Source organism: Herpetosiphon sp. (genome assembly GCF_003512625.1).
Classification (GTDB): domain Bacteria; phylum Chloroflexota; class Chloroflexia; order Chloroflexales; family Herpetosiphonaceae; genus Herpetosiphon; species Herpetosiphon aurantiacus.
Genome location: NZ_DOPT01000012.1, coordinates 12315 through 27047, shown reverse-complemented (window position 1 = coordinate 27047; position 14733 = coordinate 12315). Strand labels below are relative to the sequence as shown.

8 protein-coding genes are annotated in these 14733 nt (G+C 51.5%); 3 read left to right on the top strand and 5 right to left on the bottom strand.

Features of this window, described 5'->3' with window-relative positions; translation table 11 throughout:
• Positions 1-334 precede the first annotated feature (334 nt).
• Positions 335-2446, top strand: a complete 2112-nt coding sequence (gene fusA / locus DEF47_RS02390) for an elongation factor G (RefSeq protein WP_012187849.1) — start codon at positions 335-337, stop codon at positions 2444-2446.
• 209 nt (positions 2447-2655) lie between these two features.
• Here fusA and rpsT read toward each other — a convergent pair whose 3' ends face one another.
• Positions 2656-2943: a 30S ribosomal protein S20 gene (gene rpsT / locus DEF47_RS02385; RefSeq protein ID WP_041303832.1), complete on the bottom strand. Its 288-nt coding sequence runs from the start codon at positions 2941-2943 to the stop codon at positions 2656-2658.
• A 102-nt stretch (positions 2944-3045) separates the two neighbouring features.
• Here rpsT and murJ point away from each other — a divergent pair, with 102 nt between their 5' ends.
• A complete protein-coding gene (gene murJ, locus DEF47_RS02380) occupies positions 3046-4887 on the top strand; it encodes a murein biosynthesis integral membrane protein MurJ (protein WP_012187851.1) in 1842 nt (613 codons plus the stop codon).
• Between the two features lie 112 nt (positions 4888-4999).
• Positions 5000-5425 carry a hypothetical protein gene (locus DEF47_RS02375; protein ID WP_012187852.1) on the top strand — a complete coding sequence of 142 codons (426 nt, stop codon included), beginning with the start codon at positions 5000-5002 and terminating at the stop codon, positions 5423-5425.
• A 52-nt stretch (positions 5426-5477) separates the two neighbouring features.
• On the opposite strand, the gene DEF47_RS02370 is transcribed toward DEF47_RS02375, so the two are convergent.
• The 4 genes from DEF47_RS02370 to DEF47_RS02355 all read right to left on the bottom strand — a co-directional run bounded on the left by DEF47_RS02370 (position 5478) and on the right by DEF47_RS02355 (position 14372).
• A complete protein-coding gene (locus DEF47_RS02370) occupies positions 5478-7013 on the bottom strand; it encodes a family 8 glycosyl hydrolase (RefSeq protein ID WP_012187853.1) in 1536 nt (511 codons plus the stop codon).
• Between the two features lie 83 nt (positions 7014-7096).
• Positions 7097-8926, bottom strand: a complete 1830-nt coding sequence (locus tag DEF47_RS02365; RefSeq protein ID WP_012187854.1) for a glycosyl hydrolase family 8 — start codon at positions 8924-8926, stop codon at positions 7097-7099.
• 165 nt (positions 8927-9091) lie between these two features.
• Positions 9092-11656, bottom strand: a complete 2565-nt coding sequence (locus DEF47_RS02360; RefSeq protein ID WP_012187855.1) for a glycoside hydrolase family 48 protein — start codon at positions 11654-11656, stop codon at positions 9092-9094.
• Between the two features lie 175 nt (positions 11657-11831).
• Positions 11832-14372: a glycoside hydrolase family 9 protein gene (locus DEF47_RS02355; RefSeq protein WP_012187856.1), complete on the bottom strand. Its 2541-nt coding sequence runs from the start codon at positions 14370-14372 to the stop codon at positions 11832-11834.
• Positions 14373-14733: the final 361 nt, after the last annotated feature.

The window sequence follows — 14733 nt, the reverse complement described above, 5'->3', positions numbered from 1 at the left end:
CTCTCTCTTCTCTCCCACAAGCGGCTCCATTATGCGAGCCGTTTGTGGTTTTAGAACATTTTTTTATTTTACCTCAATAGCAAACCCATTCTCACTTTGCCCTAAAAAATTTTTACTTTGTATCCAACGGTAGCGAAACTGCAACGTTCTGCCACTTTAAGAAGTGGTATGCTCAAAGCCTAAATCAACATCAAGAGGGTTTCGATTGTTTGCTCATTTGAGCACAGCGCTCAGCTAGGCTTGCCGTTCGGCCACGACGGCGCTATAATCGACAAACAATCAACCTCACATTGATTCCGTCGTCGTTTCAAGTAACTCCAAAGGAGGAGTCTCTATGAAAGAGTACGGTCCGGATCGTATCCACACAATTGGCCTCTTTGGCCATGGCGGTGCTGGCAAAACTACCCTCGCTGAAGCCCTACTTTTCGCCAGCAAAGCTCTCCCACGGATGGGTCGCGTCGAAGATGGCTCGACGGTTAGCGATTACGACCCCGATGAAGTCAAGCGCCATGCCTCAATTAACCTCTCGGTGATTCCGATCGAATGGAATGGCAACAAGTTCAATTTTATCGATGTGCCTGGCTATGCCGATTTCCGGGGTGAAGCCGCTGCGGCGCTCCGTGTGATCGATGGGATGGTGCTGGTGCTCGATGCGGCTGGCGGGGTGGAAGTTGGCGCAGAATTACTTTGGCAAATGGCTCGTGAGGCGAATATCCCACGGGTCGTTTTTATTAACAAGCTTGATCGCGAAAATGCCAATTTCCAGCGGACTGTCGAACAAGCCAAGGGTCTGTTGAGCGAGGCAATCACGCCTGTGCATATGCCAATCGGCAGCGGAGCCAACTTCAAGGGCATCGTGTCGCTACGCAAACGCAAAGCATGGCTGCATCACAATGGCAAAGATGGCGCGTATGAAATTGCCGAAATTCCCGCCGAAATTCGCCAAGAAGCGCTGCAAATGGCCGATGGCTTGATCGAAAAAATCGCCATGACCAACGACCACCTGATCGAAGAATATTTAGAAGGTGGAGCCGATGCCCTGAGTGCCGAGGAAATTCGCCAAGGCTTTCAAGCGGCAATCAATGCGCATACGATTATGCCGCTGTTTATTGGCTCGGCCACCACGCTTTCGGGCATTCCCCAGTTGCTCGATGGGATTCTCGATGCGATTCCTTCGGCGGCCAATCGCTTGACGACCGCCCACGATTTGCGCAACGATGATGATTATTTCCTTGAAGGCAAGGCTGATGAGCCACTGAGCGCTTTAGTGTTCAAAACCTTGGTTGACCAATATGTTGGGCGCTTGAGTTTCTTCCGCGTGTTTAGCGGCGAAATTCATTCCAACTCAGTGGTGCGTAATGCTCGTACAGGCCGCGAAGAGCGGATTGGCCAGCTCTTTCAGATGCGCGGCAAGGAGCAAACGCCTGTCTCCTCGGTGAGCGCTGGCGATTTGGGAGCTGTGGCCAAACTCGCTGATACGCTCAGCGGCGACACGCTTTACAATCCTGAAAACCCTTTACGTTTACGCAGTGTTAGCTACCCCGAAGCTGCTTTTACCGCCAAAGTTACGCCTCATTCCAAAAACGACCTCGATAAGTTGGGCAATGCATTGCATCGGATCGTCGAAGAAGACCCCACCTTGCACCTCGGACGCGACATCCAAACTGGCGAAACCTTGCTTGCTGGTTTGAGCGAAACCCACCTGAATTTTGTGGCCGAGCGAGTCAAACGCAAATTCGATGTGCATTTTGATTTGGCAATACCTAGCGTGCCCTATCGCGAACGCATCAGCAGCACCGCTACTGCCACCTATCGCCACAAAAAACAAACAGGTGGGGCTGGGCAATTTGCCGAAATTTCGCTGCGGCTCGAACCATTGCCAACTGACCCGAATCGTGCTGATCCATTGGAATTTGTCAGCGAGATTGTGGGGGGCGTGGTTTCACGGTCGTTCTGGCCAGCGATTGAAAAGGGTATCCGTGAATCGATGGCCTTGGGCGTGCTTTCTGGCCATCCAGTGATCGACGTGAAAGCAGCGATTTACGATGGCAAGGAACATCCCGTCGATAGCAAAGAAATTGCCTTCAAAACCGCTGGTAAATTTGCCTTCCGCGAGGCCGCGCGTAAAGCCAACCCAGTTATTATCGAGCCAATTTATGCCTTGAAAATCAATGTGCCCGATGAATATGTTGGCGATATTCTAAGCGATTTGAATGGCAACAAACGTGGGCGAGTGCAAGGTATGGAGCAAATCGGCCATAGTCGCACCTTGATCACAGCCCACGTGCCATTAGCTGAATGCCAGCGTTATGCTACCGATTTGCGCTCAATTACCCAAGGCCGTGGCGATTTTGTGATGCGGCTTGATCACTATGATGATGTGCCACATAGCGTTGCCCAAACGATCATTGCCAACTCCAAACAGCAACACGACGATGATGAGTAGGGTTGATAAGGATGAATTATGAAGGATGAGGGATGAAATAGTGATCCACGAAGGACACGAAGGAATACCAAGCAGAAGCCTGCCTTCGTGTCCTTCGTGTCCTTTGTGGTTAAAACTAGCCCCCAACCCCCAACAACTGATTCCCAGATTAACGCAAAAAAGCCCAAAATAGGGCTTTCGTTGCAGAGAATTGCTAAAAATGGCGCAGCTTATTGCACAGTGGTGCGCGTGCCGATGCCGTTAGCAATGTTAAATCGGCGAACCAACCGTGATTTACGGCGGGCAGCTTGGTTTTTGTGAATGATGCCTTTAGCGGCTGCTTGATCAAGCGCCTTCAACGCTGCTGCCAATGATTCTTTGCTAGCTTCGTTTTTGGCATTGACGCTTTGGGCTGATTTTTTGACCAAGGTTTTGAGTGCTGAGCGCACCATGACGTTGCGGTTATGGCGGCGAGCATTTGTCCGAATACGTTTGCGGGCGGAAGCTGTATTAGCCAACGTGACCTCCTCGAAGGTTTGGTATCATAAGAAAACGCCGAGGCCACGCAGCCTGCGGCTAATTTGGTTTCGCGACGATGGATTATACCAGAAAGAATCAAAATGAGCAACGAGTCCTTATCGACGACTCCCGCGCCAGCCCCAAGCCCGTTACGTAAACGCTCGATGAGTGCCCTGTTGAATAGCGCAATTGTGATGTTGGGCTATTTATTGAGCCGTGTGATTGGCATTGTGCGTCAAACGGTCTTATCAAGCTATTTTGGCACAAATATCGTTAGCGATATCTATACCACAGCCTTTCAAATTCCCGATTTGTTGTACTTGGTGATTATTGGTGGAGCCTTGGGCACGGCCTTTATTCCAATTTTTATCGAAGCCTATACGAAGGAAACCCATGAACGCGCTTGGCAAGTGGCAAATTTGGTGATCAACGCCGCATTGACTGTGCTGAGTGTGGTATCGTTGGCAATTTTGTTGCTGGCCGACCCGCTGCTGCGTTGGCTCAACCCAACCTATACGCCTGAACAACTGGGCTTGGCGATTTACTTGGTGCGCTTGTTTATGCTCTCGCCGTTGTTGCTTGGTTTGGGTGGTTTGGCAATGGCGACGCTGAATGCGCTTGACCATTTCACCCTGCCAGCCTTGGTTCCGGTGATTTATAACGTGGCGATTATTGCCGGAATTGTGCTGATCGGGCCGTTGCTGGTGCGCTTTGGTTGGGTGCAGCACTCGATCAGTGTGGTTGAGCATAATGGTCAACCAGTTTCAATCGAAGGAGCCGCCTGGGGCGTGGTGTTGGGGGCGTTGCTTTATTTAGTTTGTCAATTGCCAGTGCTCTATCGCTCAGGTTTTCGCTATCGTGTGCTGTTCAACTGGCGCGATGCCGCCTTGCGCCGGATTGGCCTGCTGATGGGGCCACGAGTGTTTGGACAAGCAGCGATGCAAATCAACACAATTGCGATTTTTAGTTTTGCCAAATTATTTGGTGATGGCCGCGCCACAGCGTTGAGCAATGCCCTGACGTTAATGTTGCTGCCGCATGGAATTTTTGCCCTCAGCTTGGCCACCGTGATGTTTCCGCAACTTAGCCGTTTAGATGCTGCTGGCGATCACGAGGGCTTTAATCAAACCACCCGCAACACTTTGGGCACAGTCTTATGGGCAATTATTCCTGCTGCTGCTGGCTTGATCATGCTGGCCACGCCGATTGTGCAGGTGCTATTTCAACGCGGCAACTTCGATAGCCAATCGACCTTGTGGGTGGTGCAGGCCTTGATGATGTATGCCACCGCCTTGCCAGCCTTTGGCGCTGCCGAAATTCTGATTCGTGGCTTTTATGCCCGTCAAGAAACCACGATCCCAGTGGTGATTGGGGTGGTGACCGTAGCGTTGAATATTGGTCTGTGTTGGCTATTGACCCAATTTAGCACCAGCCATATTGGTTTGGCAGGTGCATTTAGCATCACCAACAACCTCGAATTACTGCTGTTGCTGGTGATGTGGCGGCGACGCAATGGCAATCTTGATGCGACTGGTCAACTCCGCCGCTCCTTGCTGATTACGCTGGTGAGTTCGTTGGCAATGGTGTTGGTGTTGCAAGCGCCAGTCTTGGCCTTGCTGCTTGTTGGCCTGCTGATGCTGAATTATGCTTGGCGGCGTTGGGGGCGGCAGCGCTGGCCGCAGGCTGGTCAAGCGCCGATTTGGTTGGGTTTAGCACTGGCTACGTTGGCAGGCTTGGGCTTAGGCTGGCAATTGCAATTATTCGATTTGGCGACATGGCTGCAAATTGCGCCGCAAGCTCAGAGTTTATGGCGTTTGCTTGGCTCGTTGGTTTTCAATGGCTTACTGGCAATTGCCGTTTATTTTGGGTGTTCAAGTGTTTTGGGTGCGTCGGAAGCCGCAGTTTGGCAACGACGGATTTTGGGCCGTTTGAAACGCCGCTAAATCTACTGTGACCTAATTCACACTCCCATTGCTCAATCGGTGACAGAAATTGACACATTCGCCAATTATAGTGCCTACATCAACAGATAAATATGTATGGAGGAACGTAATCATGGCGAATCGACGGATTTCAACGATTGTGATGGCAGTTTTGGGTGTTTTGATGCTGGTTGGTTTATTCTTACCTTATCTGAAAAGTACCACAACCGATTTTTCAATCAGCGTTTTCCAGACCTTTGGTAGCGATCTTAAAGGGCTTGTTCCAGAAGATAGCAAAACACTCTATATGATTATTGCGGCAGCGGTGGCAGTTGGTGGTTTATTTGCCTTATTGAGTCTTACTGGCAAGAAAGTTTTTGGAGTATTCAGTATTATCGTTAGTTTTCTGATTGCGGCATTTCATGGTTTATTGACGGCTGGTTTGTCGGGAGAACGTGATGTTGTGCAAGGTTTAGGGTTTTGGTTGCTCTTAGGGGTTAGTTTAGCGCTATTTATTACAAGTATTGTATTTGTAGCCCGCAAACCCAAACTTGCCTAATTCGTAGTTCGAAGCGCGGCGGCAGTTCCACCTAACTGCCGCCGTTTTGTATTTAACTATTCGATTTGGCAAATGGCAGATACATTCGGAAATTGAGGTTTGGTACAACCGTTGGTGTACGGCTGGGGGTTATTGTCGCGGTTGGGGTGCGACTAGGCGTTATCGTGATGGTAGCTGGTGTGCCAGTCGAGGTACGGGTTGGGGTGTTGCTTGGAGTTGCGGTTGCAGTCCGCGTTGCTGTCGCAGTTGGGGTGCGCGTAATCGTCGGTGTGATAGTTGGGGTTGCCGTGCCGCCAGTGCCACTTTGGGCCATTTCATATAAATTGGGAAAATTGCCCGTGAGTAATAACATGCTCAGCAAGCGCCAAGCATTGGGATAATAGCTGTTGGGCGTATCTTTGGTGGCGAGCACCGCATTGTATGCTTGTTGCGGTGTGGTTTTGAGGCTGGCAGTTGCCGCACCACAATTGACTGCTTGCGGAGCTGGAGCCGCCCAAATTGCCGCCGCTGCGTTGGCGACGAAGAATACGCCACGATAATTATCAACTGATGTGCCGTCAAGCCGATAGCGAGCTTGAATGTTGTCAATGCCCACGCTGCTGAAAAAACCACCAATTTCGTTCATGGTTTCGCGTGAGTTGCTGGTGTTGTACCACGCTTTGTCGATCGCGATGCGCCATGCAAACCGCGCTGCATCGTAGCTCCACCACGCCGATTCTTCTGGTTGCCACGATACATATTGCACATCGCCGTCATATTGATTCCAATTGGGCACAAGTTTCGAGCAATTGCCTGCTTTGGCTTGCACCAAATTGGTGATAGCGTAGTTACGGGTGTTGACGGCGGCCCATTCAGTATTTTTGTTGGTGAATTTGCCAAAGACCGTGCTATAGCCAGGTGAAAAATAAGAAAGATTAACAATACCTTGAGTATATTCGGTCGCGGTTGACCATGAATCACCTGGCAGTAGTTCGTTGCCTTGGTTATTGGGCAAGCCGGCGGGTGGGTTGCTGCCAGCATGATCAACTTCATAGGTATAAATATTGTTGATCATGGTGCTGGCAAGCGTGCAATAATTCAGGCCATTGCTGCTAGCGGGCCAAACTCCTTGTTGCACTTTGATACAGGCATTGACCAGTCCCATGGCAATATCTTCATCGCCATCGGTTGCTGCGCCGCTGCCATTAATTTGGCCTGGATTGCCGATGTGCCAATGCATCAGGCCGCGGCTGGTAAAATAATCACGAGTGAAAAGCCACAAACCGTCGAAGGTTGCTTGATCATCGAATAATGAGGCGAAAAGCAAGCCATAGCCTTGGCCCTCAGAGACCGTGGTGCTATTGCTAACTCCGCCGAGTACCCGCAAACGTCCGCCACCACCAGCGTTGTTGCTGGTAATTTGAGCACTTTTCCATTCATTCCAAGCTTGAGTGAGATCGGTCACATTGTAGTTAATGCCCGAAGCTTGATTATAGGGAAAGCTAAATGCTTGCGGATTGGCGCTGGCCGATTGCTGACGGGGCAAGCTAAGGCCGAGACCAACCAACATAACCAAAATAAGCCAACGCGAGTGCAATGCTTGCTTCATCGAGGTTGCTCCTACACACAAAAACAAGGATGCAGGCAAAACTGCATCCTTGCAATAAACCGACGGCTAGTATACCAACAATTCTATGGCGCAACGCTACAAGCTGTGCCATTCAGGCTAAAACTGGTTGGTTTGGGGTTGCTGCCATTGTAGCTGGCTTGGAAGCCAAAGCTGGCAGTGCCGCCACTACCAATATAGCCATTCCAGCCTACGTTATTGACGCTGACTGCTTGGCCAGTTTGGCTCACAGTTCCATTCCAGAGATTGTTAATTTGTTGATTGCCTGCGAAATTCCAGCGCACATTCCAATTGTTGATTGCTGTGCCGTTGTTGCGAATGCTTACATCGGCGGTAAAACCACTACCCCAATCGTTGCTGATGCTGTAGGTAATTTGGCATGCCCCAGCAATTGGCGTATTGGTTGGTGGCACGCTGGTCGGAACCGTGGTTGGAATCGGGGTCAGGGTTGGAATTGGGGTCAAAATCGGTGTGATTGTGACAGGGGTGTTGGTTGGCCGTGGTGTGCTGGTTGGCGGCACGGTTGTGTTGGTTGGTGGCACGTTGGTTGGAACCGCCGTGTTAGTTGGTGGCACACTGGTTGGCACAGGCGTGTTGGTTGGCGTAACACCGTTGGCCAATTCATAAATATTGGGGAAATTGCCAGTCAACAACAACATGCTCATCAAACGCCAAGCATTGACATAATATGAATTTGGCGAATCTTTGGTGGTCAACACCATATTGTAGGCTTGTTGCGGGCTGGTTTTGAGCGTGCCCGTTGCCGCGCCACAATTGATAGCTTGCGGTGCAGGAGCGGCCCAAATTGCGGCAGCAGCATTGGCGACGAAGAACACACCACGATAATTATCAACTGATGTGCCGTTCATCCGATAGCGAGCCTGCACATTTTCGATGCCCACGCTACTGAAGAACCCCCCAACTTCGTTCATGGTTTCGCGTGAGCTGGCGGTGTTGTACCAAGCTTTATCGACGGCAACGCGCCATGCAAAGCGAGCAGCGTCATAGCTCCACCAAGCATATTCTTCGGGCTGCCACGAAACTAATTGGGCATCACCATCATATTGGTTCCAGTTGGGCACAAGCTTCGAGCAGTTGCCTGGCCGCGATTGAGCGAGGTTGGTAATTTCATAATTGCGGGTGTTGACGGCTTCCCATTCGCTGGTCTTGCCCGTGAATTTACCAAATACCGTGAAATAGCCAGGCGAGAAATACGAGAGATTGACGATGCCTTCGGGATAATCGCGGGCCAAATTCCAACCATCGCCGGGCAATAATTCGTTGCCTGGGTTGCTGGGCAAGCCAGCGACTGGCGATGAGCCTGGGTGATCAACTTCATAGGTGTAAATATTGTTGATCATGGTGGTGGCAAGGCTACAATAATCTAAGCCATTGCTGCTATTTGGCCAAACGCCCTTGCGTACTTTGACACAGGCATTGACGAGGCCGAGAGCAATATCTTCATCGCCATCGGTAGCGGCGTAGCTGCCGCGCAATTGGCCAGGATTGCCAATGTGCCAGTGCATCAAGCCGTTGGGGTCAAGGTGATCGCGGGTGAACAACCACAACCCATCGAGGGTGGTTTGGTCGTCGAATAGCGAGGCAAACAAAATGCCATAGCCTTGGCCTTCGGAAACCGTCGATGAGCTATCGACCCCACCCATCACCCGTAGCCGATTACCGCCACCAGCGTTGTTGGCGGTGATCATGTTGCTTTTCCACTCGTTCCAAGCCTGCGTGAGATCGGTCACATTGTAGTTAATGCCCGAAGCTTGATTGTATGGGAATAATAATGGGCTAACACTATTGCCTTGGGCGGCTTTGGATTGCCACCATGGCACGGTCAGTAGCGTGAGCAACGCCACCATCAGCAACATTTTGCGATGCTTTAACATCAAACAACCTCCAAAAGAACAATTGAGAAAAAAGAGGGCAGGCAATCAATTACTGCCGCCCTCAGTCTACTATTTATTAATATATTTAATGGATAGCCTAAAAGTCCCAAGTTAATATTTATTAAGCGATGCTCGCCAGCCGGCGCAAGCGAGCATCGTGGGAGCTTACTGGAACAAGCGATCGTATTCGGCGTAAGCCATTGCGATATCGGCCTGGGCCCAGAAGCGGTGGTAGGTGAAGGTTGGAGCAGGGCCACCGTTTAGGTAGGCTTGCACGGCTGGGAAGGCTGGATCATCTTCGTACTTGGTGCGAATGCTCAAGAAGGTTGATGAATTGTTGATTGGATCACCATTGGCCATGGTGCCAGTCCAGCCGTTTGGCACTGACACTGGATCATCGAAGCGGTTGTAATCGCGGCGGGTTTCGGGGTTCGCAACACCCTTATCATCGCGGTATTCTGACCACATACGGTCGATCAATTCTTTGGCCATGGTTTGTGAAGCGACATGTTGAGTGCCATAGCGCTTGGTTGCAGCGCTGTAGTACATCAAGGTTTTGGCATAGGCGGCGGCAACACCAACGTCTTGGGTCTTATCGACGACCGTGACGTGCAAGTTGGTGTTAGCGGCTGGATTGCTGGCGTTCCAGGTAGCTGGTTGGCCGCTCCAAGCCAAGGTTGATGGAATTTCATAGCTGCCATTGCTGGTCAAGGTGGTGTTGGCCAAAGCCCAGGTTACCCACTTATCGAGCACGTTCTTGGCTTTGACATCGCCTGAAGCGTAGTAATATTCAGCGACCCGTTCCATCGACCAAGCTTGGAAACCAAACCAGGTGTTGCTAGCGGGATCGTGATAGACTGGTTTTTCGTCGTAGGCCATATTGTAGAAGGTGCTGGTTCCGGCTGGGGCTGCTTCGTAGCGGCCATTCCAGCTATTGGTAGCACCACCAGCGATGGCACCTTCGCTTGATTGCAACCAAGTATAGAACTCGATTTGGCGGGTCAAGCTGGTGTTCCAGTCGCGAGCGCCGTTGGTTGAAGCTGGCTTGAAGGCTGGTTGGCTGCCCAAAATCCAGGCTGCCATTGGGTTTTGGTAGCCAAAGTGATTGTGGCTGCTGCCGATGCGCCATGCCCAGCCACCACCATTGCCAATCGAACCACCCCAAGCGTAGTACCACGACAATAGGTAGTGAGCGCTGCTGTAGCCTGAACCAGCTGGACATGAAGTTGAAGTACAGCCAATTTGCTTGAAGTACTTATCGAAGAAGGCGTAGCGCAAGTAGTCGCCCATCTTGGCGGCCTTGGTTACCAAACCATTGACGATTGGTGAGCCACCTTGTTCGTCGGCCCATACTTTGGCCCAGTAAATCGCTTGGACAGCACGGGCATCAGCATCGGGGGCGTTGGTGTAGCGCCATTGGCGGGCATAGCTCGCATCGCCAGTGAACAAGTTCAAGAAGCCGAAGGGGCCGCCATCGTTGAAACTTTCCCACGATGGATGGGGCACGGTTTCCCAAACTGATTCTTGAGCGCCACGTTGGAAGGTGTTGATATATGATGGTTTGCTGGTGCCATCGCCACGGCGGCCATAGCCATACCAGTTATCAACGTCGAGCAACCAGTGCATGCCATAGACATCGCTGGTGCCATAAGCCGAGCGCAATTCAGCGGCGATTGGGTCTTGGCCAACTGAAACGTTGGTTTGCAATTGTGATGGATATTGGCTGGGTAATTCCCATTCGCCAGCATAGGTGGCTGGGCTATTGGCATTATACGAACCACTGCTTGGTTGATCTTGGCTGGTTGGAATGATGTACATTTCCATGTTGCGCCAAGCATCGGCCAATGGTTGCCAATTGCCAGTTGCCTCACCGTACATCGCTTCGAGCCACAACCAATAGCTATAGGCTTCGGAAGTGGTTTCGTGGCCATAATCCGGAGCTTCGACAATCAAGGTTTCGATTGAGTGGTAGGGCACACCTTCAGGGCTGAAATAGCCATTAGCTGGGTTCTTCAACTCAGCATACATTTCCAAGAAGCGTTGATCGTAGGTATCATCGCCTGGTTGGGTTGGGGTGCTGGTTGGTGGCACAACCGTTGGGGTATTGGTGGGCCGTGGCGTGCTGGTTGGGCCGTTGGTCGCGGTTGGCGGCACAGCCGTATTAGTTGGGCGAGTTGTGCTAGTTGGTGGCACAGCCGTATTAGTTGGTGGTACGGTTGTGTTAGTTGCCCGTGGTGTATTGGTTGGTACAACTACCGTGTTGGTTGGGCGGGTGGTTGCGGTTGGTGGAGTGGTTGCGGTTGGGTTCGGATTCGTTTCACCACAAACCACACCATTTAATGTAAACACCGTTGGGATTGCATTAGCACCGCTGTAGGTTCCTTGGAAGCCAAAGTTGACTGCACCACCACTGCTGATCGTGCCGTTCCAGCCTGCGTTACGCACGCTTACTTGGTTGCCAGTTTGGGTTACAATCCCACTCCAGAGGTTGGTAATTTGCTGATTGCCAGCGAAACTCCAGCCAACCGTCCAGCTACTGATGGCTGCACCATTATTTTGAATATTAACATCGCCGAGGAAGCCACTGCCCCAATCGTTGGGAATGCGATAGGTGACCACACAACTGGCAGCGGCGGCGGTTGGCTTGGCATTCTGGGTGGTCAACAGGCCACCAATCATCGTTAGCAGCGCTAACAGCATCGCCCCTCGGGCGTAATAGTGCCGAGACATACATACTCCTTGGGTAAATGAAAAGTTCAGAGACAATACGAAGCGAACCTCTGCCCAATCGACGGCAGAGCTATCTATTTCCATACAACTGGTTTAGCGAATTCAGGGCAATGGTTGGATCAAACAGCGCGGATTGTTCAATCGAACCATTGCCGAGGCTTGGCTAATTCGTTGGTTATGGCACAATCGTACAAGCTGCCCCATTCAGGCTGAAGCTTGCAGGAATGCTATTGGTTCCGTTGTTGGTTGCTTGGAAGCCGAAGTTGACGGAGCCACCATTGGCAAGGCTCCCATTCCAGCCAGCGTTGCTGACGCTCACGTTTTGGCCGGTTTGGCTCACCACCCCACTCCAGAGGTTGGTGATTTGTTGGCTGCCTGCGAAGCTCCAAGTCAAGTTCCAACTATTGATCGCTGCGCCGCCGTTGGTGATTGTGACATCGCCGAGGAAGCCGCTGCCCCAATCGTTGGGAACGCGATATTTGACTTGGCATGCCCCAGCCACTGGCGTGTTCGTTGGCAACGGTGTGTTTGTTGGCAAGGCCGTGGGTGTATTGGTCGGGCGGATGGTTGGGGTTGCGCTTGGGCCAACAGTTGGGGTTGCCGTGTTGGTTGGGCGAATAGTTGGGGTTGCGCTTGGCCCCGTGGTTGGGGTTGCGGTGTTGGTTGGGCGCACGGTTGGCGTAGCCGTGTTGGTTGGCAAGCTGGTTGCGGTTGGGGTTACGTTGCTGCCACCAGGCTCATCGCCAAAGACCTTCACGCCATTGTCATACACCGGAATCCGGCGGGTTTTGACCCGATCGGTGCTGGTGCCAACGCCGTTGAACGACCAGTCATTGGTATTGTCCCATTGTTGGGCATTGGTGTTGGTTGGCAACGAAAGTCGGAATTGCACTTCTTTGCGTGATTCAGATTGACCACCTGGGTAGACATTGACTCCGTTGAAGCCAATTTCGACATAGTAAATTGTGCCAGCCCATTGCTTCAAGCTAGAAACGCCTGAGCCTTGGGTATAGGCTGTGCTAACCGTAACGTCGCTCAAGCCATAGCCAGCGGCAAACACTTCGCTCAAATCGACAAAGTAGCGATAGCTGAGTTTGGTGCTGTTGCGGGCCGGCCAAGCACTTTGGTTGTGCAATACGCCGCTAATTTCGATGAAGCGTGGGCCTGAAGCATTAACTTTGGCTTCCACGAAAAATTCATCTTCAGGCGTTTCGATTGGTGGGAAGCTGGCGAGTGGTGCGCCGCCAAATTCACTATACATCCGTGCCAAGGCGCTAGTAAAACCTGCGTTGTAGTCGGTCGCCACTTCGTTGGCCACATAATCGTTGCGGCTATCGGTGTAAGCATCGCCCGAACCTTTGGCTGGGCCGCCAACCAAAGCCCCATATAAAATGTGGCGTTGATTGACTGGATTGCTCAATGAATCTGTCCATGAGCCGTGGGCGGTGCGATGGTGGACATTGACTGGTGAATTATTGCCGAAGCCAACCACATAGCTGCTGTTGCGAGGATTGCTGCCCAGCATATAGTTGATTTGGCTGACCGCAAAGTCGTGGTAGCGAGCTTTTTTGGTAGCATCGGTGATGTAATCGCTGTAGACAAAGGCGGCAAATGAGGTGTTGGCCGAGTAGCGCAAGGCTCCCCAGGTATCCAACTGTGCTAGGCCACCTGGCGAATAGGTAACACGTTGGCCGTTATAGCCGACTGTCCAATAATCCAACCAGCGTTCGGTATCGTCTTTGTATTGTTGTTTGCCGGTCAATTTGGCTAGCAACAAATAACAGCCATAGGATTTATCATCCCATGCGATGCTCCAACGATACGATTTGATTGTGCTTTGGGGTTCGGTGCTGAGATTGGCATAATATTGCTCGGCCTTGCTCAGGTAGCTGGCTTCGCCCGTAGCGCGATAGAGCCAAATTGCGCCCCAAACCAACTCATCGTTGTAACCGCTCCACGAGTTGTAGAACGAGGTAGCGTCGGTGATACAGTCGCTATATTTGCCGCGCACCGTGTCGGCAAACGTGTAGAGTTGGCGAGCATGGCTTAGGAGCGTATCAGCATAAGCAGGGTCGGTTGGGCGAAAGACCATCGACGAGGCAGCCATGGCAGCGGCGGTTTCGCCTGCCAAATCTGAGCCACCACAAGTTGCATCAATTTTGTACGATGGTCGTGGGCCTGCTTGGTCGTCGAGGTGAATAATTTCAGCTGGTCCCCAGAAGGCGTGGTCTTTGCCGCCATTGCCAACTTGTCCATAAAGCACATTTGGCGAGGGATGGGCATTGATGAAGTAGTTGTTGACGAAGCGCAAATTGTTCAGCAATTCGTCGAGTTGGCCGCTTTGGGCATAGGCATCGCGATATTCGACCGCGCCCCACGCCAGCATTGTGGCCGAAGCCGCCATTGGAAAGCCAAATTTGACGTGATCGCCTGCGTCGAACCAGCCGCCGCTGAGATTGAGACCAACATCAGCGCCATCGGTAAGCACCGAATCGCCGCGCCATGAAACGCGATTCCAGCTTGGTTTTGGCCCAGCTTGTTGAGCTTCGTAGAAGAAAAAGGACTTTTGCAGCGCCTCGCCATAGCGATAGAGTGGCTCGGCGGCTTTGGTGGGGGTGGTTGGGCTAATAATTAACCCTGCAATCAGCAAACAAGCAACGAATCCGGCGATAATCCGCCAGCGTCGGCTCGAACGTTCGAGCGGTGTACTCATCATTGGATACTCCTTCCTGCATTGAAGGCATTTTGTTTGCATTGGCTGGTGTGCTGCTTGGCACATCAGGACGGCCATGGTCACTGTGGTTGCGGTCAGGTTGGCTTGATTTAACATTGAGACCGCTCCCAATGCCATGAAATCAAGCGCTTGCTGCGAGGCTAGGAGAGAGGAGAGTGATGCAGTAGTGGAATGAGATCGCTCCCAAGCACAGTTTGTTATGAAAGTAAAAATATCCTAAATGATTCATTGCGACTTGTCAAGCGTAAATTTTAAAAAGTTTTTAGATTTGGATTTAGGCTCTTCTGAAGCGCTAAAAAGCTACTACATACCTATTAAGAGAGCTAGAGCGTGTTTTCAGAAA